The 23,871-nt window shown below is 65.3% G+C and carries 25 protein-coding genes and 3 tRNA genes; 14 read left to right on the forward strand and 14 right to left on the reverse strand.

What is annotated here, in order from left to right; all coding sequences use genetic code 11:
• Positions 1-283: 283 nt before the first annotated feature.
• Positions 284-1,957, reverse strand: a complete 1,674-nt coding sequence (gene ettA / locus ACHFFA_RS12130; RefSeq protein ID WP_394271091.1) for an energy-dependent translational throttle protein EttA — start codon at positions 1,955-1,957, stop codon at positions 284-286.
• 132 nt (positions 1,958-2,089) lie between these two features.
• Here ettA and ACHFFA_RS12135 point away from each other — a divergent pair, with 132 nt between their 5' ends.
• Positions 2,090-3,265 (forward strand): glycosyltransferase, encoded by a 1,176-nt coding sequence (locus ACHFFA_RS12135; RefSeq protein WP_394271092.1) that lies wholly within the window; start codon positions 2,090-2,092, stop codon positions 3,263-3,265.
• A 62-nt stretch (positions 3,266-3,327) separates the two neighbouring features.
• Entirely contained in the window at positions 3,328-4,740 is a 1,413-nt protein-coding gene (locus ACHFFA_RS12140) for a M20/M25/M40 family metallo-hydrolase (RefSeq protein ID WP_394271093.1), read from the forward strand.
• A 19-nt stretch (positions 4,741-4,759) separates the two neighbouring features.
• On the opposite strand, the gene ACHFFA_RS12145 is transcribed toward ACHFFA_RS12140, so the two are convergent.
• The 3 genes from ACHFFA_RS12145 to ACHFFA_RS12155 form a co-directional block, all read right to left on the reverse strand.
• Positions 4,760-4,836 (reverse strand) — tRNA-Pro (locus tag ACHFFA_RS12145).
• A gap of 48 nt (positions 4,837-4,884) precedes the next feature.
• Positions 4,885-4,961 (reverse strand) — tRNA-Ile (locus tag ACHFFA_RS12150).
• A gap of 70 nt (positions 4,962-5,031) precedes the next feature.
• Positions 5,032-6,762 (reverse strand): histidine kinase dimerization/phospho-acceptor domain-containing protein, encoded by a 1,731-nt coding sequence (locus tag ACHFFA_RS12155; protein ID WP_394271094.1) that lies wholly within the window; start codon positions 6,760-6,762, stop codon positions 5,032-5,034.
• Between the two features lie 214 nt (positions 6,763-6,976).
• Here ACHFFA_RS12155 and ACHFFA_RS12160 point away from each other — a divergent pair, with 214 nt between their 5' ends.
• The gene (locus ACHFFA_RS12160) at positions 6,977-7,441 is read left to right on the forward strand and encodes an Lrp/AsnC family transcriptional regulator (RefSeq protein ID WP_394271095.1); all 465 of its coding nucleotides are present in this window, start codon (positions 6,977-6,979) and stop codon (positions 7,439-7,441) included.
• 28 nt (positions 7,442-7,469) lie between these two features.
• On the opposite strand, the gene ACHFFA_RS12165 is transcribed toward ACHFFA_RS12160, so the two are convergent.
• The 5 genes from ACHFFA_RS12165 to ACHFFA_RS12185 form a co-directional block, all read right to left on the reverse strand.
• Positions 7,470-7,808, reverse strand: a complete 339-nt coding sequence (locus tag ACHFFA_RS12165) for a hypothetical protein (RefSeq protein WP_394271096.1) — start codon at positions 7,806-7,808, stop codon at positions 7,470-7,472.
• Positions 7,809-7,866: 58 nt separating this feature from the next.
• A complete protein-coding gene (gene accC / locus ACHFFA_RS12170; RefSeq protein ID WP_394271097.1) occupies positions 7,867-9,216 on the reverse strand; it encodes an acetyl-CoA carboxylase biotin carboxylase subunit in 1,350 nt (449 codons plus the stop codon).
• Positions 9,217-9,228: 12 nt separating this feature from the next.
• Entirely contained in the window at positions 9,229-9,732 is a 504-nt protein-coding gene (accB, locus tag ACHFFA_RS12175) for an acetyl-CoA carboxylase biotin carboxyl carrier protein (RefSeq protein ID WP_394271098.1), read from the reverse strand.
• A gap of 82 nt (positions 9,733-9,814) precedes the next feature.
• A complete protein-coding gene (locus tag ACHFFA_RS12180) occupies positions 9,815-10,249 on the reverse strand; it encodes a type II 3-dehydroquinate dehydratase (protein ID WP_394271099.1) in 435 nt (144 codons plus the stop codon).
• A gap of 25 nt (positions 10,250-10,274) precedes the next feature.
• Positions 10,275-10,688 carry a holin family protein gene (locus ACHFFA_RS12185; RefSeq protein WP_394271100.1) on the reverse strand — a complete coding sequence of 138 codons (414 nt, stop codon included), beginning with the start codon at positions 10,686-10,688 and terminating at the stop codon, positions 10,275-10,277.
• A gap of 95 nt (positions 10,689-10,783) precedes the next feature.
• On the opposite strand from ACHFFA_RS12185, the gene ACHFFA_RS12190 reads away from it, so the two are divergent.
• Positions 10,784-11,215, forward strand: coding sequence for a hypothetical protein (locus tag ACHFFA_RS12190; protein ID WP_394271101.1), 432 nt, complete (start codon positions 10,784-10,786; stop codon positions 11,213-11,215).
• Between the two features lie 38 nt (positions 11,216-11,253).
• Here the strand turns inward: ACHFFA_RS12190 and ACHFFA_RS12195 are convergent.
• A tRNA-Pro gene (locus ACHFFA_RS12195) sits at positions 11,254-11,330 on the reverse strand.
• Between the two features lie 160 nt (positions 11,331-11,490).
• Here ACHFFA_RS12195 and yajC point away from each other — a divergent pair.
• Genes yajC through secF form a run of 3 tightly spaced genes read left to right on the forward strand, consistent with a single transcriptional unit; the run spans position 11,491 to position 14,418 of the window.
• A complete protein-coding gene (gene yajC / locus ACHFFA_RS12200; RefSeq protein WP_394271102.1) occupies positions 11,491-11,814 on the forward strand; it encodes a preprotein translocase subunit YajC in 324 nt (107 codons plus the stop codon).
• Positions 11,815-11,831: 17 nt separating this feature from the next.
• A complete protein-coding gene (secD, locus tag ACHFFA_RS12205) occupies positions 11,832-13,430 on the forward strand; it encodes a protein translocase subunit SecD (RefSeq protein WP_394271103.1) in 1,599 nt (532 codons plus the stop codon).
• Positions 13,431-13,440: 10 nt separating this feature from the next.
• Positions 13,441-14,418 (forward strand): protein translocase subunit SecF, encoded by a 978-nt coding sequence (gene secF, locus ACHFFA_RS12210; protein WP_394271104.1) that lies wholly within the window; start codon positions 13,441-13,443, stop codon positions 14,416-14,418.
• Positions 14,419-14,433: 15 nt separating this feature from the next.
• On the opposite strand, the gene ACHFFA_RS12215 is transcribed toward secF, so the two are convergent.
• On the reverse strand, positions 14,434-15,006 hold the full coding sequence (locus tag ACHFFA_RS12215) for a helix-turn-helix domain-containing protein (protein ID WP_394271105.1): 573 nt from the start codon (positions 15,004-15,006) through the stop codon (positions 14,434-14,436).
• A gap of 92 nt (positions 15,007-15,098) precedes the next feature.
• Between ACHFFA_RS12215 and ACHFFA_RS12220 the strand changes: the two genes are divergently transcribed.
• The gene (locus ACHFFA_RS12220) at positions 15,099-15,581 is read left to right on the forward strand and encodes a DUF6456 domain-containing protein (protein ID WP_394271106.1); all 483 of its coding nucleotides are present in this window, start codon (positions 15,099-15,101) and stop codon (positions 15,579-15,581) included.
• Here the strand turns inward: ACHFFA_RS12220 and ACHFFA_RS12225 are convergent.
• Both ACHFFA_RS12225 and ACHFFA_RS12230 read right to left on the reverse strand, forming a co-directional pair.
• Complete coding sequence (locus ACHFFA_RS12225) at positions 15,566-16,144, reverse strand: uracil-DNA glycosylase family protein (RefSeq protein ID WP_394271107.1); 579 nt, start codon at positions 16,142-16,144, stop codon at positions 15,566-15,568. The genes ACHFFA_RS12220 and ACHFFA_RS12225 overlap by 16 nt on opposite strands.
• Positions 16,141-17,952, reverse strand: a complete 1,812-nt coding sequence (locus tag ACHFFA_RS12230) for an ABC-F family ATP-binding cassette domain-containing protein (protein ID WP_394271108.1) — start codon at positions 17,950-17,952, stop codon at positions 16,141-16,143. The genes ACHFFA_RS12225 and ACHFFA_RS12230 overlap by 4 nt, the downstream gene beginning before the upstream one ends.
• Before the next feature lie 127 nt (positions 17,953-18,079).
• On the opposite strand from ACHFFA_RS12230, the gene ACHFFA_RS12235 reads away from it, so the two are divergent.
• The 4 genes from ACHFFA_RS12235 (at position 18,080) to ACHFFA_RS12250 (ending at position 21,405) form a co-directional block, all read left to right on the forward strand.
• Entirely contained in the window at positions 18,080-18,820 is a 741-nt protein-coding gene (locus ACHFFA_RS12235; protein WP_394271109.1) for an SIMPL domain-containing protein, read from the forward strand.
• Between the two features lie 59 nt (positions 18,821-18,879).
• A complete protein-coding gene (locus ACHFFA_RS12240; RefSeq protein WP_394271110.1) occupies positions 18,880-19,188 on the forward strand; it encodes a PepSY domain-containing protein in 309 nt (102 codons plus the stop codon).
• A gap of 87 nt (positions 19,189-19,275) precedes the next feature.
• Positions 19,276-19,953 carry a response regulator transcription factor gene (locus tag ACHFFA_RS12245; protein ID WP_394271111.1) on the forward strand — a complete coding sequence of 226 codons (678 nt, stop codon included), beginning with the start codon at positions 19,276-19,278 and terminating at the stop codon, positions 19,951-19,953.
• Positions 19,954-19,977: 24 nt separating this feature from the next.
• Complete coding sequence (locus tag ACHFFA_RS12250) at positions 19,978-21,405, forward strand: sensor histidine kinase (protein ID WP_394271112.1); 1,428 nt, start codon at positions 19,978-19,980, stop codon at positions 21,403-21,405.
• Here the strand turns inward: ACHFFA_RS12250 and ACHFFA_RS12255 are convergent.
• Positions 21,383-21,715, reverse strand: a complete 333-nt coding sequence (locus tag ACHFFA_RS12255) for a chorismate mutase (RefSeq protein WP_394271113.1) — start codon at positions 21,713-21,715, stop codon at positions 21,383-21,385. The genes ACHFFA_RS12250 and ACHFFA_RS12255 overlap by 23 nt on opposite strands.
• A gap of 65 nt (positions 21,716-21,780) precedes the next feature.
• Between ACHFFA_RS12255 and ACHFFA_RS12260 the strand changes: the two genes are divergently transcribed.
• Both ACHFFA_RS12260 and ACHFFA_RS12265 read left to right on the forward strand, forming a co-directional pair.
• Positions 21,781-22,797: a polyprenyl synthetase family protein gene (locus ACHFFA_RS12260; protein WP_394271114.1), complete on the forward strand. Its 1,017-nt coding sequence runs from the start codon at positions 21,781-21,783 to the stop codon at positions 22,795-22,797.
• 35 nt (positions 22,798-22,832) lie between these two features.
• Positions 22,833-23,871: helicase-related protein (locus ACHFFA_RS12265; RefSeq protein WP_394271115.1), on the forward strand; the 1,039-nt coding region annotated here is incomplete at its 3' end.

Genomic DNA, 23,871 nt, shown 5'->3' on the forward strand with positions numbered 1-23,871 from the left:
GCAGAGGCCTACGGGCGGATCAGCGAACCAGATCATGGGGGGCATGCCCCCCACGATCTGATGACCAAAATGGCGGCATAATCACATCCGGGATTAGCTTAACTTCGCCGCCAACCTGTCCAACAAGGCGGGACCACCTCACACAGCAACCTAGCCGACCACCACCTGCGGCTTGTGCGATGGACCTGTTTTACCGAGTCGTGCTGACTTGTGACTGAACCGGTTGATGGGGCGATTGTTCAGGTTCGCCCCGCAAGACATGAACGGACTTACTCCGGGGGTTTTACCGCGTCAGCTTCTTGTACGCTAATCGCGTAGGCCGGTCGGCCGCATCGCCCAGGCGGCGGCGCTTGTCTTCTTCGTAGGCTTCGAAATTGCCTTCGAACCATTCGACATGGCTATCCCCCTCGAAGGCGAGGATATGGGTAGCCAGCCGGTCGAGGAAGAAGCGGTCGTGGCTGATGACCACGGCGCAGCCGGCGAAATTCTCGATCGCTTCCTCGAGCGCACCCAAGGTTTCGACATCGAGATCGTTGGTCGGCTCGTCGAGCAGGAGGACGTTGCCACCCTCCTTCAGCATCTTGGCCATGTGGACGCGGTTCCGTTCGCCGCCCGATAGCTTGCCGACGTTCTTCTGCTGGTCAGGCCCCTTGAAGTTGAACGCACCCACATAGGCGCGCGTGCTCATGTCCTGGTTGTTCACCTTCATGTAGTCGAGCCCGTCGGAGATTTCCTCCCAGACATTCTTCTTGGGGTCGAGATGGTCACGGCTCTGGTCGACGAAGCCCAATCGCACGGTCGAGCCGATGTCGACTTCTCCGCTGTCCGGCGTTTCCTTGCCGGTCAGGATCTTGAACAAGGTGGACTTGCCCGCACCATTGGGGCCGATCACGCCGACGATACCGCCCGGGGGCAGGGTGAAATTCAGATTCTCGAACAGCAGCTTGTCGCCATAGGCCTTGCTGATGCCCTTGGCCTCGATCACCTTGCCGCCCAGCCGCTCGGGCACCTGGATGACGATCTGGGCCTTGCCGACCGCGCGCTGATCCTGGCTGTTCTGCAGCTCTTCGAACTTGCGGATACGCGCCTTGCTCTTGGTCTGCCGCGCAGCAGGCGTCTGCCTGATCCATTCAAGCTCGCGCTTGAGCGCCTTGGACTTGCCGCTTTCCTCGCGGCTTTCCTGCTCCAGCCGCTTGGCTTTCTTCTCGAGATACGTCGAATAATTGCCTTCGTAGGGGTAATACGTGCCGCGATCGAGCTCGAGTATCCAGTCCACCACATTGTCGAGGAAGTAGCGGTCGTGGGTGATCATCAGCACCGCGCCGGCATAGTCCTTGAGGTGGTTCTCCAGCCACTGCACGCTTTCGGCATCAAGGTGGTTGGTCGGTTCGTCGAGCAGCAGGATGCCGGGCTTCTGGATCAGCAGCCGGGTAAGCGCAACGCGGCGCTTTTCACCACCCGAAAGATCGGTGACGGGCCAGTCGCCAGGCGGGCAGCGCAAGGCCTCCATCGCAACCTCGAGCTGGTTGTCGAGGCTCCACCCGTCGACGGCGTCGATCTTGTCCTGCAACTCGCTCATCTCGGCGCCCAGCGCGTCGAAATCGGCCCCGTCCTCGGCCATCTCCATGCCGATGGCATTGAAGCGCTCGACCATCTCGGCAGTTTCTTTCGCGCCTTCGCGAACGTTTTCCAGCACGGTCTTGGTGGGGTCGAGTTCGGGCTCCTGCTCCAGATAGCCCACCGTAATGTTCTCGCCCGGCCACGCCTCGCCGGTATAATCCTTGTCGATCCCGGCCATGATCTTGATGAGGGTCGACTTGCCGGCGCCGTTGGGCCCGACGATGCCGATTTTCGCCCCCTGATAGAATTGCAGGTTGATGTTGCTCAGAACCGGCTTCGAGGCACCGGGGAAGGTCTTGGTCATGTCCTTCATGACAAAGGCGTATTGCGCGGCCATCGGCTGGTCCTTCGTACTTCGATCTGGAAAATGGGCGGGGCGGGCCCGCGGGTGTCGGCGTGCAGATAATGGGGAGCAGGGCGGGGGGCAAGCCTGTGGCCTTTTTCCCGGGCATCGCCTAGCGCCGCGGCCATGAGACGGGCGCAGGAAGCATCGGGCAAGCTGCCGCAGGTGGCGATCCTGTTCAGCCAGTTCGCAGCCTACCATGTCGACCGGATCGAGGCTGTCGCCCGGCGGCTGGCAGGCCGCGCGCAAGTGCTGGGGGTGGAAATGGCGACCACCAGCCGCACCTACGCCTGGGAACCGGCTCGCGGCATCGACGCCGCCCGCCACGTGACACTGTTCCCCGGCGAGACATACGAGGACATCGGCTGGCGCCAGCGGTTCGCGGCCGCAAGCACCGCCGTGGCCGGGGCGCACATGGTTTACATCGGAGTGCCCTGTTCCGAACCCGATATCCTGGCGCTGAGCTGGCGGCTCGCCGCCACAGGCCGGCGGCCGGTACTGATGAGCGAAAGCAAGTTCGACGACGCGCCGCGCCTGCTATGGCGTGAACGGGGCAAGGCGAACCTGCTGCGCCCTTACCGCGCAGCGATCGTCGGCGGACCGCGACAGCGCGAATACCTGCGTTTCCTGGGTTTCGGCAGCAGACCCATCCTGCCCGGCTACGACACCATCGGCAATGTCCGCATCCGCCAGCAGGCGGGTATCCCCAGCCGGCCCTGGGAGGCGCGAGATTTCCTGTTCGTTGGACGCTTCGTCGACAAGAAGAACCTGCCAACGCTGCTCGCCGCCTACGCGCGCTATCGCCAGTTGTCGGCGGCGCCGCCCCGTCGGCTGGTGCTGGCAGGCGATGGCGAACTTGCCGAAACGCTCAAGGCGCAGGCGGGCGAAGGAGTGGTCTTTACCGGCTTCCTGCGTGCCGAGGATGTCGCCCGCCGCACGGGAAACGCGCTGGCTCTTTGCCTTGTCAGCCTGATCGAGCAGTGGGGACTGGTGGTCAACGAGGCGGCAGCCCTTGGCGTGCCGGCGATCGTCTCGACCCCGGTCGGCGCGCGCGACCTCCTGGTCCGCAGCGGGGTTGCCGGGTTCGTCGTCGAACCGCGCTCTGCCGAAGGGATCGCGCGGGCCATGCTCGCGCTGGCCGGTGACGAAGCCGAGTGGCGGCGGCACAGCGACGCCTGTCTTACCCGCGCACCCCTGGGCGATACGGACCGCTTTGCCGATGCCGTCGAGGCGCTCATGTTTCCGAGCCGCGAGGCCGACCGGCGCCTTGCCGCCTTCTGGGCCGCAGCCGAAGGGGAATGACCCCGAGCGTGCTTGCCACAAGGGGGCTTGGCACAAGAGTAAGGGCTGCTAGCACGAGGCGCATGAAATCCTCGCTCCTCGCGCTTGCCGCGCTGTCGTTCGCCTTTCCTGCCGCCGCCCAGTCGTCCGGCACACGCGAGGCCGCCCCGCGCACGCCGGCCGAACATGCTGCGGATGCGGCGAAGAACGATACCCTGGCCTGGGATTTCGTCGATGGCATCACCACCGAGATCGGCCCGCGGCAGCCCGGGACCGAGGCCGAGGCAAGGGCGCGCGCCTGGGCAATCCGCTGGCTCGAAGCTCACCGCTTCGCCAATGTTGCCCAAGAGCCTTTCGATATGCCGACGTGGGTGCGCGGAGACGAAACGGCTGAAACCATCGCCCCGTTCGCCCAGCCGCTGGCGATAACCGCGCTCGGCAACACGGCATCGACCGGGCCGGCGGGCATCACTGCCGAAGTCGTCCATTTCCCCAGCTATGCTGCCCTAGAAGCGGCCGCGCCCGGCAGTCTTGCCGGAAAGATCGCCTTCATCAGCCACGACATGCGTCCCACTCAGGACGGTTCGGGCTATGGCTTTGCCGGGCCGGCACGCTGGACCGGGCCGGGCCTTGCCGCGAGCAAGGGCGCGATCGCTACCGTCATCCGCTCGATCGGAACGGAGAACCACCGCACCCCCCACACCGGCACCACCACGTTTCCCGAAGGCGTCACGCCGACCCCGGCGGGCGCGCTGTCGAACCCGGATGCCGACAATCTGGAGCGGATGTTCGCCCGCGCAGGCCAGCGCCCGATCACGATGCGGCTGGTTCTCACGCCGCGCTGGCTCGGCACCACCAAGAGCGGCAATGTCGTGGGCGAGATCGTCGGCCGGAATCGTTCGCTCCCGCCGGTGCTGCTCGCTTGCCACATCGATAGCTGGGATCTCGGGACCGGGGCGATCGACGACGGTGCGGGCTGCGGTATCATCGCCGCGGCAGCGAAGCGGGTGCAGGCGATGGGCCGCCCGCTGCGCACCATTCGCGTCCTGTTCGCCGGCGCCGAGGAAACCGGGCTGTGGGGCAGCCGCGCCTATTCCGCCGCCCATCTTGCCGAGCCTTTCTACGTCGGTATCGAAAGCGATTTCGGCGCCGATCGCATCTGGCGCCTCGACACCAATTTCACCGCCAGCGACCCGGCGCTCTATCGCGAGCTGGCCGCTGCGGTTGCCCCCTTCGGCGTCGCCCCCAGCCGCGAAGTCGCCACCGGCGGCGCCGATCTCAATGTGGTGCGCGATCAGAACGGGGCGCTGATCGACCTGCAGCAGGATGGCACCCGCTATTTCGATCTCCACCACACGCCTGACGATACGCTCGACAAGATCGACCCGGCGCAATTGCGGCAGAACGTCGCGGTCTGGGCGGCAGTCGTCAACGTGCTGGCCAATCGCGCCGAACCGATCCGGCGCACGAGCGAAGCCGAACCGGGCAACCGTTAAGTCGAGGATGGGCCGCGGTTGGTCGGGGAGACAGGATTCGAACCTGCGACATCCTGCTCCCAAAGCAGGCGCGCTACCGGGCTGCGCTACTCCCCGACCCGATCCGCGGACGGACCCTTCGCCGGTCGGCGATGCCGGTGACGGTGGTGGGCCCGGCAGGACTCGAACCCGCGACCTAGCCGTTATGAGCGGCCAGCTCTAACCAACTGAGCTACAGGCCCACGTCGCCGTATCGGCAAGGCGAGCGCCTAGCGCCCGTGTGGTGCAAGGGCAAGCGGCTTCGCGTGGGGGTCAAGGCCGGGCGCCGTCAGCGCGCGCCGGCGTTTCGGACCGGGCAGGCTGTGCGTCTGCGAGCGGGAGCAGCAGTGTCATCCGGCCCCCCGTGCAGGACAGTTCCCCGCCCGCCGCACGGGCTTCGGCCCTTGCGAGGCGGAGCGAGAAGCCGGCGCCGAAGATGCCCGAACTCAAGGGACCGGCGCTGGCACGCAATTCGGCAGCAAAGGGATCCTCAAGCGTGCGGAGCGCGGTGGGGAGGGCTGCAGACACGCAGAAGCTGCCGCCCTCGTCACTTACGCTCAGTGCGATCCGTTCACCGGCGGCGGTCGCCCCGGCCAGTGTTGCCAGAAGCCGCCATGAAAGCCGCTCCGCCTCCTGATCGGCAATGTCCGTCAAGGCATGCTCGATGGTGAATTCGGCGTCGAGCCGGGCTACCCGGGGGGACAGGACTTTCTGCAATTGCGTGACGTGGCCGCGCACGATCGCGGCAAGGTCGGCGGTGCCGCGGTCAAGTTCGGCCGCGCCCGTTTCAAGCCGGGCAAGCCGATCGAGTTCGTCGAAGCCGGCCAGAATGCGCGCCGCATCCCCGGTGATGGCAGCGGCGATGGCGCGATATTCATGCGGAACCGGGCCGACCATCTGTTGCTGGATGATTTCGGCATAGCCTTGCATGGCATTCACCGGGGTGCGCAGTTCGTGCAGCAGCTGCCGCAGCTTGTCGGCTTCTTTCTGGCGCGCGCTGGCGCGGGGCGGTGCCGCCCGCCGCAGCCGGCCGACATAGCCGCCGAAGCGTCCCTCCTGCGAGGAAAAGCGGGGCACCGCGTCGACGATCCAGTCGCCTGTTATCGCCCCGGCGCCGCGCAGGCTTACTGCCAGTCCGCGCACCGGGTGTCGCGCCGCAAAGCCACTGGCGATATCCGTGGCCATGGTAAGATCCAGTCCGACCAGCATGGGCGCCAGGCCCCCGCCGGCCCAGTCGATCCGCCCATGGATGTCGGCGCGAAAGTCGATCACGGCGGGAGGCTTGCGGTCTTCCGAAGGGCGCGCAGGCTGGCGCTCTGCGACACCGGATTCGTCCCGGCTTTCGCGTGCCCGCTTGAACGCCTCGATCCGGTCGACGAGTGCGCGAATGCCATCGCCGGTCTGGCGGAACGCCGCGTAGTGGTCTTCGGCGCTGTCGGCAGTCTGCCCAGGCTTGCCGGCGGCAGCATCGTGGCCGGGCAAGGGGCTAAGGCGCAATGGAGCGGGCGCGGGCGGAAGGTCGGCGAAGGCCGGGTCGAGAAACTCGGTCAGTTCGAGGGGCTCGGGGCGGGGAAGTGCCATGTCGGCAACGCCGAGGCGGTCAAGCACTTCGACCGCCTGCCGGGGCAGGTCCTTGCGGTTACGCAGAAAACCGCGAGCGTGAATCGGAAAGGCGGGAATGATCTCTTGCCATTCCTCGCCGGTCAGGTCCGCCCGGGCCAGGGCGGCGGCGGCGATATGGGGGTGCGCGTCCCCGAACCAACGAACGAGATCGGGAGTGCGAAACCGCCAGCCGGCTTCGCCCACGATGCTCGTGCGTTCGCGCACCGGGATCAGTTCGCCGAGCGCGATCAGCCGCAGGTAGGCCGCGGTACGCAGCGCCTTGTCGCCGCCTTGCTGGCGTTCCCCCAGAAGATCGATCAGCTGCCGGAACTGGGTCCGGGCCGAGCGATCGCCCGTTGCGCGGTTGCGCAGCACCGTGGCAAGGCGATCGTCGAAATGCATTCGGTCTCCGCAGTGCTGCCCGTATGCAGCCGCCGCCTTATTACCAAATAGAGTTTACAAGTCGTGAAGATCGCTGCCGACGCAATGGCGCGCGGCGCGTTGCAAATTTCGGGCGTTGCTGGCAGATGTAATTTTCTTAGGTGCCGTGCCGGCTGCAGGCTTGCATAATGTCACGCACGGTATCTCAAGGGGGAGCAACGGGGAAAAGCGCGCAATGCCCAGCATGGACGAGATCGACCGGCGTCTGCTGTCCGAACTGCAGGATGAGGGCCGCATCACCAATGTGGAACTCGCCCACCGCGTAGGGCTGACGGCGCCGCCGTGCCTGCGCCGCGTCCGCGCACTTGAAGAAGACGGCGTGATCCGCGGCTATCACGCCGATCTCGATCCGGGCAAACTCGGCTATTCGATAACCGTCTTCGCGATGGTGAGCCTGAAGAGCCAGGCCGAAAGCGCGCTGCGTGAATTCGAAGAGGCCATGCGCGATCTGCCCGAAGTGCGCGAAGTGCACATGCTCAACGGCGAGATCGATTTCATTCTCAAGATCGTGGCGCGCGATCTGCAAGCGTTTCAGGAATTCCTGACCAGCAAACTCACGCCTGCGCCCAACGTCGCCAGCGTGAAGACCTCGTTGACGATCCGGACCAGCAAGAGCCAGCCGGGCGTCCCGCTGGGGTAAGGGTGAGACGTCGATGGAAGCGCTCAGGTCACTCCGCGCGACAAAGGGTGTAAATTTTGGAGCGACCGACTTCGTTCGACGAATCCAGGTCGATAAGATGAAGTTCCAAGCCAACCTCAAGGGCGAGTGCTTGGACCTTATCGATCGTCTTTCCGATCGACGCTCGGTCGATCCTAACCGGAACCTTCGCGTACACGAAGCCGCCTTCGGCGCCGCCGAGATTTTGCGCGCCGAGCGACGATAACCGTGCCCTTATCGCGTGATGTCGCACAGGCTCGCCGAAAAGGTAAAATGTCAGCCAGCCGCCCGGTGAGAAGTCTGGGTCGGTCTGAGCCTTGGCAATAGCGCTCAAGTCCAGCGGGGTCACGTCTTCAATCTCCCACCCGCTAGTCGCGCTTGGAGGTTTGGCTTGGACGTCGCCTGTCTTACCCGCCCCGCTCCGCCAGCCACTCCTCCAGCCATTTGATCGAGTAATCACCGGCAAGGATATCGTCCTGCTTCAGCAGTTCCTGATGAAGCGGGATGTTGGTCTTGACGCCCTGGATGACCATTTCTTCCAGCGCCCGTCGCAGACGCATGATGCAGCGTTCGCGGGTGCGCCCATAGACGATCAGCTTGGCGATCATGCTGTCGTAATAGGGGGGCACCGAATAGCCCGCGTAGAGCCCGCTATCGACCCGCACGTGCATCCCGCCGGCGGCGTGATAATGCACCACCTTGCCGGGGCTGGGGGCGAAAGTGAACGGGTCTTCCGCATTGATGCGGCACTCGATCGCATGGCCGTGGAAGGTGATGTCGTCCTGTTGGCAGGACAGATCCTTGCCATCGGCGATGCGAATCTGCTCGCGCACCAGGTCGATCCCGGTGATCGCCTCGGTCACCGGATGCTCCACCTGAAGGCGGGTGTTCATCTCGATGAAGTAGAACTCGCCGTTCTCCCACAGGAACTCGATCGTGCCGGCGCCGCGGTAGCCCATCCTGGCCATCGCATCGGCACAGATGCCGCCCATCCGCATCCGCTCGGCTTCAGACAGCACGGGTGACGGTGCCTCTTCCAGAACCTTCTGGTGCCGGCGCTGGAGCGAACAGTCCCGCTCGCCCAGGTGAATGGCACTGCCCCTGCCGTCGCCGAAGATCTGGAACTCGATATGGCGCGGATTGCCGAGATATTTCTCGATGTAGACTGTGTCATCCCCGAAGGCTGCCTTGGCCTCGCTCTTGGCCTGGCCCATCAGGCTTTCGAGCTGATCGGGGGCGGGGACGACCTTCATCCCCCGGCCGCCGCCGCCACTCGCCGCCTTGACCAGCACAGGGTAGCCGATCTCTTGCGCCACCTGTGCCGCCTGCTCGACACTTTCGACCGCACCGTCAGATCCGGGGACCAGCGGCAGGCCCAGCATCCCGGCCGATTTCTTGGCCGCTACCTTGTCGCCCATGGTGCGGATATGCTCGGGCTTGGGTCCGATCCACTTGAGACCATGCGCCTCGACAATCTCGGCGAACTTGGCATTTTCGGAAAGGAAGCCATAGCCGGGATGGATCGCATCCGCGTGCGACAGTTCGGCTGCCGAGATGATGTTCGCGACGTTGAGATAGCTGTCGCCCGCCGGCGGCGGGCCGATGCAGATCGCGTGATCGGCAAGCCGCACGTGCATCGCGTCGGCATCGGCGGTGGAATGCACGGCCACGGTCTCGATGCCCATTTCGTGGGCGGCACGGTGAATGCGAAGCGCGATCTCGCCGCGATTGGCGATCAGGATACGGGTGATGCTCAAGGATCGGCCTTCTTATCCGATGACGATCAGCGGCTGATCGTATTCGACCGGCTGCGCGTTTTCGACCAGGATCGCCTCGACCGTGCCGTCGCGATCGGCTGCGATAGGGTTCATCACCTTCATCGCTTCGACGATCAGCAGGGTCTGACCCTGCGTCACCCGGTCGCCGATCTTGACGAAATTGGCCGCGCCGGGCTCGGCCGCAAGATAGGCGGTGCCGACCATCGGCGACTTGACCGCGTGGCCGCTGGGCTGGGCGTCCGACGTGCCCGCTTCTGCACCTCCGGGGGCGCCGGCTGCCTCAGCCGGGCCTGCCGGCAAGAAATGCGCCTGCGGGGCGAGGGGCGCCGCAGCCATCGCCACCGCCCCGCGCGCGACGCGGATCTTGCGATCCCCGTCCTCTACCTCGATCTCGGTCAGCCCGGTTTCGCTCAGCAACTCGGCGAGTTCGCGAACGATCGCGGTGTCGACCTTCATGCCGGACGCAGCGCCGGCCTTGCCAGATGTATCGGCCATTTGACCCCTTGCCTTTGTTTCGCAGCGCCTATGCTCCGCACCGGCAGGCAAGGCAAGGGGAAGGGGGCACCGGGCCGCCGGCCTAGAGCTGCGCTGCCTGTTCCAGCGCGGCAAGGTAACTGGCCGGCCCCAGCCCGCTTATGCAGTGGACCGCGCCCATGCCGACATAGGAGCGATGGCGGAACGGCTCGCGCTGCGACGGGTCCGACAGGTGAACCTCGATCACCGGAACACTGATGGCCCTGATCGCATCCAGCAGCGCGATCGAGGTATGGGTATAGGCGGCGGCGTTGAGCAGTACCGCAGCCGCCCCCTCATCGTCCGCCCGGTGCAGCCAATCCACCAGCTGCCCCTCGTGGTTGGTCTGGCAGAAGAAGATCGAAAACCCGAGTTCGCTGGCCTTCGCGTGGCATCCCGCTTCGATTTCGGCGAGCGTGGTCGTGCCGTAGATTTCGGGCTCCCTGGTGCCCAGCCGGTTGAGGTTGGGGCCGTTCAGTATGTGGATCGTCCGCATCATCGTGCCGGTCTTGACGGCGAAAGCCTCAGCTGTCGACGCCCTTGATCTTTCCCCACTGCCGCGCCGCGGTATAGCCGAGATAGCCGGTACCGAAGAGAGCATAGAGTTCATCCGGAAGGCCGCGCAGGTAGGACGTGATGCCCTGGCCGATCTCGTTCGCGGCATGCGGAGAGAAGGCCGACAGGATGCCCATCGGCAACCCGAACAACAGGATGACGTACATGACGTAAAGGAAACTTGGACGCGCACGACTGGTCCACGGATCGTCCGAGCGCGCTTCGGCAACGATTGCCGACAGGCGCGCCTCGATCTCCTTCAGTTCCTGCGTACTCTGCATTTGCAGGAGTTCGAGTTTCGCCCGGTTGCGGGCATCCTTGTCCGGAATGATCTTGTCGATGATCGATGCCAGCGGCCCGATAAGCGCTTCGATGACGGCCATGTCTATGCTCCCGTTGATTCGGGACGATGCCTAACCAGATAGGTTCGTGTAGGAAATCGTTGCCGGCGGGAATTGTTGGTTAGCGATTTCGTGATATGACCCCCGTCATGGGACATAGGCGCAGGGCAAAGCTTTTTGGAATCGGTGCGCTGCTGGTGGGCGCAGGCTGCGGCGGAGCATTGTTCGCGCAGCCCGGCGATGCTGGCCAGATCATCGAGTCGGACGACCCTGCCGCTCTCCCGCCGCCCGGACGATGGGATTGCACCATCATCGAACCCGAATATCGCGCCTGGCTGGCAGATGGGCAGGGCGCGCAGGAATATCGCTATGTCGGCAAGACCTATCGCGATGCCGCAACGGGTTCGCTGTATCGCTGGGACGACTGGCTGGCATGGCGGAGCCAGGCGGCATGCGCCCCGGTGGCCGGCATCCCGGCTGACCGGGTGGCGGTGGGTACGGCGCTGACGGCGCTTGGTGCCGGTGTCCTCCTCGCCAGTAGCGGGGCGAACGCCAAGAGCCCGGGGTGAACCCGTTCGGCTATTGCGATTTGGCAGGGAAAGACCACTGGTCGGGACGACTGGATTCGAACCAGCGACCCCTACACCCCCAGTATAGTGCGCTACCAGACTGCGCCACGTCCCGATACCAGTGGAGCCGCGCCCTATAAGCAGCTTGTTCGGGCAACGCAAGGCGCGTTGCTCTGGCCTGGCAATGCTGCTAACCGGCGGCGCCACGAGGTACGGGCGGGCGCGAAACCTGCACGCCGACGTGCCATTGCACCATTCGCAGGACGGGTTTTTTGATGATCGAGATACTTGCCGCCGGCTCCGCCGCTTCGCAGCCGCCGGGATGGACGGCGTGGGTGCTCCCGGTCGGCATGTTGCTGATCTTCTTCTTCCTCATCATCCGCCCGCAGATGCGCCAGCAAAAGGCGCACGCAGAACGTGTCGCCGGGCTCAAGCGGGGTGACGAGGTGGTCACCGCCGGCGGTCTGGTGGGCAAGATTGTCAAGGTCGACGAACGGTTTGTCGAACTCGAGATCGCCAAGGGCGTCCGTGTGCGCGCGGTGCGCAGCACGATCGGCGAAGTGCTCCAGCCCGGCAGCGCCGCGCCGGCCAACGACTGACGCGGGGCGACTTTCACATGCTCGACTTTCCCCTTTGGAAAAGGGTCATGCTTTGGCTGATCGCGGCTGCCGCGATCGCTGCGGCCGTGCCGTCCGTCGTTTCGCTGGCCGGTGGCCGGTGGCCCGCCAGCCTGCCCAACCCGATGGTCAACCTGGGCCTGGATCTTGCCGGCGGGAGCCACATCCTGCTCGAGGCCGATCCCCGGCAGGTCGCCGCGCAGCGGCTCGAGAATCTGGAGGAAAACGTTCGCGGCGCGATGCGCGATGCCAGCCCGCGGGTGCGCATCGGTGACGTCTCCACCCGCGACGGGCGGCTCAGCTTCCTGATCGACGATGCCGCCGAGGTCGATCGGGCGCGCGAACTGATCCTGCCGCTGATCAACGGCACGGGGACTGTGCGGGAATGGGATCTGCAGGTCGTCGACGGGCAGAGGTTCGTGCTCACGCCGACCAGCCAGGGCCTTGCCGAGGCGACCGATCAGGCGATGGACAGCGCCAAGGAAGTCATCAGCCGCCGCATCGATGCTCTCGGCACGCGCGAGCCGACCATCATCCGGCAGGGCGAAAATCGCATCGTCGTCCAGGTTCCCGGTTTGCAGAACCCCGAACAGGTCAAGGAACTGGTCGGCAGGACCGCCAAGCTCGAGTTCAAGCTGGTCGATCTCACCGCGCTGCCCGCAGACATCCAGCAGGGCATCGCCCCTCCCGGAAGCGAGATCGTCCCCTATGCGGCAGGCTCCGACGCGCCGGGACAGGCTATCGCGGTGCGCCGTCTGGGCGGTATTCGCGGCGACAATCTGACTGGCGCGCAGCAAAGCTTCGATCCGCAGAGCAACGAACCGGTCGTAACGATCCAGTTCAACACCGAGGGCGGCCGCCGCTTTGCCCAGCTGACCAGCGAGAACGTCAACAAGCCCTTCGCCATCATCCTTGATGGAGAAGTGTTGTCGGCACCCAACATCAACGAACCGATCCGTGGAGGGACCGCGCAGATTTCGGGTGGCTTTACGGTCGACGCGGCCAACCAGCTGGCGATCTCCCTGCGCTCGGGCGCGTTGCCGGTCGATCTCGCAGTCGTCGAAGAGCGCACCGTCGGGCCCGATCTTGGCGCCGATTCGATTCGTCAGGGGCTTACCGCCATGGCGATCGGCACCTTGCTGGTGATCGTGCTGATGATCGTGACGTATGGCAGGTTCGGCGTCTTCGCGACGGTCGCGCTCGTCATCAACGTGCTCATGCTGCTGGGCATCATGGCGGTGATGAATACGACGCTGACCCTGCCGGGTATCGCCGGTTTCGTGCTGACGATCGGCGCGGCGGTCGATGCCAACGTGCTGGTCAACGAACGCATTCGCGAGGAACGCAAACGCGGGCGGCGCGTGGTGGCGGCGGTGGAAGCCGGCTACAAGGAAGCCAGCCGCGCCATCTACGATGCGAACATCACCAACTTCATCGCCGGGGTGCTGTTGTTCATGTTCGGGTCGGGCCCGATCAAGGGCTTCGCCGTGGTGCTCGTCATCGGTCTGTTCACCAGCGTTTTCACTGCGCTGCCGCTGACCCGCATGTGGGTCGCCGGCTGGCTGCGCAAGAACCGCCCGAGCGACCTCAATCTGTAAGGACCGGACGATGAAACTGCTCAAGCTCGTCCCCGATGATACCAACATCGATTTCCTCAAATGGCGGATCCCGTTCTTCGTCGTCAGCATCCTGCTGATCGCGGCAAGCTGGGCGCTGGTGCTGACCAAGGGCCTGAATTACGGCGTCGACTTTGCCGGGGGGCTGGAAATCCGAGCGACCTTCACGCAGAGCGAGGAAGCACCGATCCCGGCCCTGCGCAACGATGTCGAGCAGCTCGGCTATGGCGAACCGGTGGTGCAGCGGTTCGGCGAGGATAACCAGGTTTCGATCCGGGTGCGGCTGCCCGACGAAGTGGCGAACGACAAGGACGCCGCACAACAGGCCGCCAACACGATCGTATCGGAACTGTCGTTGAAATATCCCGGCTTCCGCCTCGACGGGAACGACAATGTCTCGGGCAAGGTATCGGGCGAGTTCCGCGAGGATGCGTTCTACGCCCTGCTCGCGGCGATGCTGGCGGTCGCGCTGTACATCTGGGTGCGGTTCGAATGGCAGTTTGGCGTGGGCGGTCTGTTCGCGCTGTTTCACGACGTATCGCTGACGCTGGGCATGTTCGCCTTGTTCCAGATGGAATTCAGCCTGCAGATCATCGCCGCGATCTTGGCCATCATCGGCTATTCGCTGAACGATACCATCGTGATCTACGATCGCATCCGCGAGAACCTGAAGAAGTACCGCAAGATGCCGCTGCCCGAACTGCTCAACCTTTCGATCAACGAGACGCTGTCGCGAACGGTGATGACTTCGCTCACCCTGTTCATCGCACTAGTCCCCTTGCTGCTGTTCGGCCCGGCGAGCCTGTTCGGCCTTACCGCGGCGATCACGCTCGGCCTGTTCGTGGGCACCTATTCGTCGGTTTATATGGCCGCACCGATGCTGGTGTGGATGGGCGTCAACTCGAGCAGTTTCGTGCCGCGAGAAACGGTGACCGACCGGCAGGAACGGCTGGCCCGGGGCGAACTCTAGGTACCCGCCCCCGGATCAGAGCTGGCGGACCAGGGTTTCCGCGACGCCGATCCAGGCCGGTTTGTCGACGATGATCTGCTTCTCCCCATGCCCGGGGGGAAGCACGGCCAGGCGGGAACCATTGCGATCGACCAACCGGCCAAAGGCGAACCGTCCCGCACTGCGCGGGATGAGGACATCGCGATTTATGGCCCGTCCGGCGGCGGCAGGATCGTGCTGACGCAGCCATAGCTGGTCGCCCGGACGGTATTCGCCATGTGGGTATTCAACCAGCATCACGATCAGGGGAGCGGTTCCGCCGGCATCCATCGCCACGATCGCGTCGCGCGGGCTGCGCAAGGCCTCCGGCCCCTCGGCCGAGAGTGTCGCGACCACCTGCGGTGGCTGGCTGTCCTCGCCTCTGACCAGCATGCCCGGCGCTACATCCAGTGCCGCGGCAATGCGTCGCATCCACCCCAATGACAGGGTGCGCATTCCTGTTTCCAGTCGCCCGATCGTCTGCGCGGTCGTCGGCGGATCGCAGGCAGCGGCAACATCGGCAAGGGTCATCCCCTTGGCCTTCCTCACATCACGTATGCGGTTGATCATTGTAGGTTCCTGTAACCCATGCGGTTCTTGGCTTTCCTACAGACGTGCGGATTTGGCAAGCGCTGCCAACACGGGAACGAAAGGATCGTCGCATGAAGCGCACACTGGTCGAACGCGAACTTACCTCCGAAGGGCCGCGGCGGCGTGGCGGCATTGCACCGCGGCGGCGGAGCGTCACCGTCAATCTGGCGGAATCGCCATTAAGCTGGCTTCATTCTCGCGGCCACCTCGACGACCGGCAGTTCGATGCGGGCGAGCGGCTGCGCAGCGATTACGAGCGCGCCCAGCTTTCGCCAAGCGTGACCATGCGCTGGGATCCGGTCCGGGTCGACTGCGGCGGCGGCGGGCCGGGCTCCGGCCTGACCCCCGGCGAAAGACAGGTCGCCGCCAAATCGCGGTTCGACGGGGCGATGGCGGCTGCCGGCGGCGGCCTCGACGAAGTCCTGTGGCGCACCGTGTGCGGCGGCGCGGCGCTGGCGGAAACCGAAAAGGCGCTCGGCTGGCCGACCCGGAGCGGCAAGCTTGTGTTGCGGTTGGCGTTGGATCGGGTGGCGGCGTTCTACCGGATTCGCTGAGCGACGATCTCCCGCAGCGCCGGCAGGACCTCCGCCGTAAACCACGGATTGTCGCGCATGAAGATGCTGCTGCGCCAGGACGGGTGGGGAAGGGGGAAGAACTGGGGCAGAAACTTGCGGAATTCCTTGACCCGGCGAACCATCGGCCAGCTTTTCGTTTCCGGAAGATAGGCCCGCTGGGCGTAAGTCCCCACGAGCAGGGTCAACCTGTCGTGCGGAAGGTGGGCCCAGACCTTCGAATGCCATGTCGGCGCGCACTCGGGCCGCGGCGGCTTGTCGCCTCCGGCCGCCTTTCCGGGATAGCACAGGCCCATGGAGACGATCGCAAAGCGTTCCGGATCGTGCATCGTCGCAAAATCGACACCCAGCCATTCACCGAGGCGCACGCCCGATCTGTCGTCGAAGGCGTGGCCGCTTTCGTGGGTGACGGTGCCGGGTGCCTGTCCGACTATGACCACGCGGCTGGTTTCTGAAAACTGGACGACCGGCCGGGGACCGAGCGGCAGGTGGCCGGCACACAACCGGCACTGGCGGATCCGGTCGGCAAGCGCCGCGGCGCTCACCCCTCGACCCGCTCGGCAAGCTCGAGCCAGCGTTCCTCGGCGGCATCCTTCTGCGCGCGTGCGTTTTCGAGCCCCTTGGTAAGGGTCGCAAACCGCTGCCGATCGGCGGCATACAGCGCGGGATCGGACAGCAGTTCCTCCCCGCGCGCGATGGCGGCATCCAGTTCGGCGATCCGCGACGGCAGCAGTTCGTAATCGCGCTGATCCTTGTAGGACAGCTTGCCGGGGCGGGCAGCGGGCGTGGCGGCTACCGTCGGAGCCGCAGTCCCCCGATCCGCATTGCGGGCAGCCGCCGGCGCGCTGCGTTCGGTTCGCTTGCGTTCCCAGTCGGCATAGCCCCCTGCCACCACATCGACCCGGCCCGATCCATCGAGCCCCAAGGTGAGCGTAACGGTCCGGTCGAGGAAGTCGCGATCGTGGCTGACGATGATGACCGTGCCTTCATAATCGGCGATGACTTCCTGCAGCAGATCGAGCGTTTCAAGGTCGAGATCGTTGGTCGGCTCGTCCAGCACCAGCAGGTTCGAGGCCTTGGCAAACTCGCGGGCGAGCAGCAGGCGCGAACGCTCGCCCCCGGAGAGGATGCCGACCTTGGTATCGACAATGCCCGGATCGAACAGGAATTCCTTGAGATAGCCCTGCACGTGCTTGCGCGCGCCGCGAACGTCGATCCAGTCACCCCCTTCGGCAAGAACGTCGCGGACGGTCTTGTCAGGCGCGAGCAGACGGCGTTGCTGATCGATCATCACCCCGGTCAGGGTCCTGGCGATGTCGACCGTCCCGCTGTCGGGTGCAAGATCGCCGGTCAGCATCCGCAGGAGCGTCGTCTTGCCCGCACCGTTCGCGCCGACGATGCCGATGCGGTCCCCGCGCTGGATGCGGAGCGAGAACGGGCGGATGATCACCCGTTCGCCATAGCTTTTGGCGATATTGTCAGCGACGATGACCGACTTCGACTTGAACTCCTCTTCGGTTGCCAGGCCTAGTTTGGCGGTGCCGGCGCCGCTGATCATCGAGGCCCGCTGGGCGCGCATCTGCCACAGCTTTTCCAGCCGTCCCTGATTGCGCTTGCGCCGTGCGGTCACGCCGCGTTCGAGCCAGTGCGCCTCGATCTTGAGCCGCGCGTCGAGCCGTTCGGCCGCGCGGGCTTCTTCGGCATAGACCTGCTCTTCCCACGCCTCGTATCCGCCGAAGCCGACGTCCTTGCGCCGCAGGTCGCCGCGATCGAGCCACAGCGTCGTGGTGGTCAGGCGCTTCAGGAAGGTCCGGTCGTGGCTGATGACCACGAAGGCACCGCGATAGCGGTCAAGCCAGCTTTCGAGCCATTCAATCGCGGCGAGATCGAGATGGTTGGTTGGCTCGTCCATCAGCAACAGGTCGGGATCCTGAGCCAGCGCCCGGGCGATGGCCGCGCGGCGTTTTTCGCCCCCGCTGGCCCCGTCGGTCCGGCGGCTCATGTCGATGCCCAGCTGCCCGGCAATCGCCTCGACCTCGTGCGCCGCCGGCGGATGCTCGCCGTCCAGGGCCCAGTCCATCAGCGTCGCGTGACCAGCAAGATCGGGGTCCTGTTCGAGAAGGACGATGCGCGTGCCCGGCTTGACCTTGCGCAGGCCGCGATCGGCCTCGATCCGATCGTCGATCAGCTTGAACAGCGTGGTCTTGCCGGCCCCGTTGCGGCCGATCAGCGCGATCCGGTCGCGTGCGCCGATGTGAAGGTTGAGTTCGCTCCGGGCAGGCCCGCCGAGCAGCCAGCGCCCGCCCTGTTGCAGCCCCAGGCCTTCCCAGGAGAGGATCGGAGGTTGTGCCATTGCGGGCGCGAGGTAGGCGGGGCACGCGCCCACCGCAAGGCGCAAGGGAACCGAGTGCCGACATTCAGTTTGGTGAAAGCGCAGCCGCGCCTATCGTGCGGCCAATCGCAATGAGGGATATCGTCATATGCTGAAATCTATTGCTACCGCGACTGCCGCGATCGCCTGTGCTGCCGCCACGATGGCCGCCGGCCAGGTCGCTGCCGCCGAAGTCCAGATCGCCGCCACCGGCCCGGTGGTCGAGTTGACGGTGATGGAGCAGACCGATGCCGCACCCGATCTGGTCCTGATTTCAGCCGGCGTGACCACCGAGGCGCAGACCGCGGTCGAGGCCCTGCGCCTGAATTCGGCCGAAATGCGCAAGGTCATCGATCGGATCAAGTCGCTGGGCATCGCCGAACGAGATATCCAGACCACGGGCATCAGCGTGAATGCGCGGTACGACTATGACGATCGCATCAGGCAGCAGGTCTTTCGCGGCTATGTCGCCGGCAATCGGGTGAGCGTGAAGCTCCGCAATGTCGAACGCACCGGGCAGGTGCTCGATGCGCTGGTCGCGGCGGGTGCCAATGATATCGGCGGTCCGACGTTCAGTCTCGAGGACGATGAGGCGGCGAAGGCTGCGGCCCGGGCGAGCGCGGTCAAGCGGGCCCGCGCGCAGGCCCTCGAATATGCCCGGATGGCGGGATATTCGGATTTGCGCCTGCTCGAGATCAGCGAAGTCATTCAGGGTAACGTGCCGATGCCGATGTACCGTGAAACCGCGCGGGCCATCGCGGTCACGGCGCAAAGCGCGGATGCGCCGGTTCAGCCGGGTCAGGTTTCGACCGGGGTCAGCATCACCGTCAAGTACGAGTTGACCCGCTAGACCGCGGCCACGCAACATTCACTGCCCGTTCAATGGGCGGGCGATAGGGATACGCCATCATGAAGAAGCCGCTTTCCTCGTCGCTCGCCCTTGGCTTTGCCGCTGCCTTGCTGGCCGTCAGTCCTGCTTCTGCGCAGGATCGCCGATCGGATCAGAGCGAGGCGCGCAAGGAGATGAACGCCGGGCGGGTGATCCCGCTGCGCACGATCGAGGCACGGATCCTGCCGATGATGGGCGGGGCGGAGTATATCGGCCCGGCCTATGATTCCGCCGCCATGGCCTATCGCCTGAAGTTCATTCGCGATGGCCGGGTTCTCTACGTCGATGTCGACGCGCGGACCGGGCGCATTTTGGGCCGTAGCCGGTGATCTGACGGGCGGGGGCGAAACTCCGCCAAGTCTGGAGCGTTCAGCGTTCACGACAGGCCAATAAGACAACAGGGGCGGAACAGTTTCATGCGCATTCTTATCGTCGAGGACGAGCCCACGCTCGGACAGCAACTCAAGACGACCCTCGAACAGAATGGCTATGCCATCGACCTTTCGACGGATGGCGAGGACGGGCATTTCCTTGGCAGCACCGAACAGTACGATGCCGTCGTGCTCGATCTCGGCCTGCCGGAAATCGACGGGCTTACCGTGCTGCAGATGTGGCGCAAGGAAGGACGCAAGTTTCCCGTCCTGGTCCTCACCGCGCGTGACAGCTGGTCGGACAAAGTGGCCGGGCTCGATGCCGGGGCCGACGATTACCTGGCCAAACCCTTCCAGACCGAGGAGCTTATCGCCCGCCTGCGGGCCCTGATCCGCCGTGCATCGGGCAATACCTCCGCCGAACTCATCGCCGGGGACGTCCGGCTGGACACGCGTTCGGGCCGGGTGACGCTGGGCGGCGAGCCGGTCAAGATGACGGCGCAGGAATACAAGCTCCTGAGCTATCTCATGCATCACAAGGGCAAGGTGGTCAGCCGGACTGAACTGATCGAGCATATCTACGATCAGGATTTCGACCGGGATTCGAACACCATCGAAGTCTTCATCACCCGCATCCGCAAAAAGCTGGGTGCCGATGTCATCACCACGATCCGCGGACTCGGCTACAGTCTCGACGATCCGGCCGAACAGCCGCGCGCCTGATCGGGCCGCGGGAGGGCTGACGGCATGACTGCTGGCGCACAGCCGTCCCCCGCCACCGATGCGCCGCCCGTGACGCTGGGCCGCGCTATCAGCCAGCGCAGCAGCCTTGCGCGCCGCATGATGCTGATCGCGGCGGGCTGGGTTCTGGTGCTGTTGCTTGGCGGGGGCTTCGCACTCGACCGGACGCTGACCAATCTCGTCCGCGGCAATTTCGACGATCAGCTGGAATATCTGCTGAACTCGATGATCGTGGTGGCCGAGATCGATTCAGACGGCCAGGTCTACTTCAATCGCCCACTGGGCGAGCCGCGCTTTCTCGAACCCAACAGCGGGCTGTACTATCAGATCAGTGCCGAGGGGCGGGAGGATTTCCCGTCCTATTCGCTGGCCGTCACGCCTTCGCGCTCGCTGTGGGACACGACCCTCAAGCAGCGCAACCATCTCGATAACGAGCCGCATTTCTACGATAGCGACCAATTGCCCGAAGAGCCGTTGCGGATCGTCGAGCGGACCGTGATCCTGCCCGACAGCGACGCCCGCTGGACCTTTACCGTTGCGTCCCGGCGCGAGGAGCTGGACGCGCAGATCCTCCGCATCCGTTCGATCCTCATCTGGAGCTTCGCGGTGCTGGGATTGGGCCTGCTGGTGCTGGCGGTGCTGCAAAGCTGGTACGGCCTTTCGCCGCTGCGCCGGGTGCGTGCGGCAATCCAGTCGATGCGTTCGGCAGGGACCAACCGCATCACCGAACCGCTGCCGCTGGAGGTCGAGCCGTTGGTCGAGGAGATCAACGCGCTTCTCGCGCACAGCGAACGGCAGGCCGAAGAAGCGCGAACCCATGCCGGCAACCTCGCCCATGCGCTGAAGACCCCGCTGACCGTGCTGACCAATGCCGCCACCGCCCGCGCGCCCGATCTCCACACCGCCGTAATGCGCGAGACCCGCACGATGCAGCGGCATGTCGAGCATCATCTGGCCCGTGCCCGGGCGGTGGGCCGGCGCGCCATCGGCCATGCCCGAACCCCGGTCTGCGAAAGCGCGGAGGCGGTCCGCCGCGCGGTCGAGCGGCTGTATCCCGGGACGCGCTTCGACATTGCCGGCAACAGGTCGGCGCTGGTCGCGATCGAACGGCAGGATCTCGACGAAATACTCGGCAATCTGATCGAGAACGCGGCCAAGTACGGCGGTGGCAGCGTCTTCGTTACGGTCGATGTCGAGCCCGAAGATGCGCAATGCGTTATCTGGGTAGAGGACGACGGCGCCGGCATTCCCGAAGGCGAGCGGCAGCGTATCTTCGATCGCGGCGCGCGGCTCGATACCGGCAAGCCCGGAACCGGCCTTGGCCTTGCCATCGTGCGCGACGTGGCGGAAATCTACGGCGGCGACGTTGCGCTCGAAGAAAGCGAGGATCTGGGCGGCCTGCTCGTTCGCCTCAGTCTGCCGCGGGCGGGGTAACCCCTTCACCACGGGCGGTTTCGTGATGGCGGATCACTTCATCGATGATGAAGCGCAGAAACTTCTCGCTGAATTCGGGGTCGAGCGCGCTGTCCTCTGCCAGAGCCCGCAGGCGCGCGATCTGCTCCGCCTCGCGCGCGGGATCGGCCGGGGGCAGCTGAGCCGATGCCTTGTATTGGCCGACCGCCTGGGTGATCCGGAAGCGCTCGGCCAGAATATGCACCAGCGCGGCATCGATGTTGTCGATGCTCTTGCGATAGGATGCCAGGACCGGGTCCGACTTTTCGGGAAAGGGGCGGGTGGCGGCCATGCTTGCCAGAATACCGGCAAATCCTTCCTTGCCAAGAATGCTCCTCCCGCCCATGTCCCGCGGGCATGACAGCCGACGTCGTCTCACTCTCGCGCAAGACGCCCGAGCCTTCCCTCGAACCGATGCTTGCGCTGACCGCGTCCGGCATGAACCATGTCAATCAGGTTATTCTCGACCGGATGCAGAGCGAGGTTCCGCTGATCCCGGCGCTGGCCGGCCATCTCATCTCGGGCGGAGGCAAGCGGCTGCGCCCGATGCTCACCCTCGCCGGGGCGGACCTCGTCGGCTACCAGGGAACGCGCCAGCATCGGCTCGCCGCGGCGGTGGAATTCATCCACACCGCCACCCTGCTGCACGACGATGTCGTCGACGGCAGCGACCTGAGGCGCGGCAAGGCGGCGGCCAACATCATCTTCGGCAATCCCGCGACCGTGCTGGTGGGCGACTTCCTCTTCAGCCGTTCCTTTGAACTGATGGTCGAGGATGGCAGCCTCAAGGTGCTCAAGATCCTGTCCGGCGCTAGCGCCATCATCGCCGAGGGCGAGGTCGATCAATTGACCGCGCAGCGCCGGATCGACACCTCCGAGGAACGCTATCTTCACATCATCCGCGCCAAGACCGCAGCGTTGTTCGCTGCCGCAAGCCGGATCGCTGCCGTGGTCGCCGAATGCGACGATGAACGGGAACGCGCGCTCGACGAATACGGGCGCAACCTGGGCGTTGCATTCCAGCTGGTCGACGATGCGCTCGATTACGACGCCGAAGCCTCGACCATGGGGAAGGACCGCGGCGACGATTTCCGCGAGGGCAAGATGACGCTGCCCGTCATCCTCGCCTATGCCCGCGGCGATGCCGAGGAGCGGTCGTTCTGGCAGGCGGCGATCGGTGGACATCGCGTCAGCGATGCCGATCTCGACCATGCGATCGCCTTGATCGACCGGCGCAACGCGGTTGCCGATACCCGCGCCCGGGCACGGCATTTCGCCCAGCGCGCGATCGATGCACTGTCGATCTTCCCGCATAACCGCGCGCGAGAGGCAATGGAGCAGGCGGCCCTGTTCGCGGTTTTGCGGGGGTATTGACCGGCGCCCGTCATCCGGCGCGAAAGGTTGTCCCGGTGAACGATCCGCTGCCGATCCACGAGGCTCTGCCAGGTCTGCTCGATGCCCTGCAACGGCAGACGGGCGCGGTGCTGATCGCGCCGCCGGGTGCGGGCAAGACCACCGCGGTCGCGCCGGCCCTGCTGGGCGAGGACTGGTGCGGCGGAACGGTCGTCCTCACATCGCCGCGTCGGGTCGCCGCCCGTGCCGCCGCCGAACGGATGGCGCAATTGCTGGGCGAGGAGGCAGGGCAGACGATCGGCTATCTCACCCGCCTCGACAGCAGGCGCAGCGCGGCGACAAGGGTGCTGGTCGTGACCGAGGCGATCTTCGTGACCATGATCCTGGAAGACCCCGAACTGGCGGGGGTTTCGGCCGTTTTGCTCGACGAGGCGCACGAACGTCATCTCGACGCCGACCTCGGACTGGCGCTGGCGTTGGAAACGCAGGCGATCCTTCGCGAAGATCTGCGTATCGTGGTCATGTCGGCGACACTCGACGGTGCGCGTTATGCCCGGCTGCTGGGCGATGGCGCGCCGGTCGTGGAAAGCCGCGGGCAGGCTTATCCCTTGCGGATCGAATGGCTCGGATCGCGGCCGCAGGATCGGCTGGAGGATGCGATGACATCCGCAATCGTCGAAGCCTGGCGGGCAGAGGAGGGGGACATCCTCGCATTTCTTCCCGGCGTGAAAGAGATCGCCCGGGTTCACGAACGTCTGTCAGAGCGCCTCGCAGAAGCGCTGATCCTGCCGCTGCATGGACAGGTGCAACCGCAAGAACAGCGCGCGGCTATCCGCCGCGATCCCGATGGCCGCCGGCGGATCGTGCTCGCGACTGCAATCGCCGAGACCTCGCTGACGCTGGACGGGGTGACGGTGGTGGTCGACAGCGGGCTGTCACGCCGGGCGGTGTTCGATCGCCGTGCGGGGACGACCCATCTGGTCACGGCACGCTCCAGCCAGGCGGCCAGCGCGCAGCGTGCCGGGCGCGCGGCGCGGCAGGCCAGAGCCGAAGCCCAGAGCAATCAGGTGCGCCGGGTGCGAGAGCATGAAGAAG

The organism is Qipengyuania sp., from assembly GCF_043423005.1.
Lineage (GTDB): Bacteria > Pseudomonadota > Alphaproteobacteria > Sphingomonadales > Sphingomonadaceae > Qipengyuania.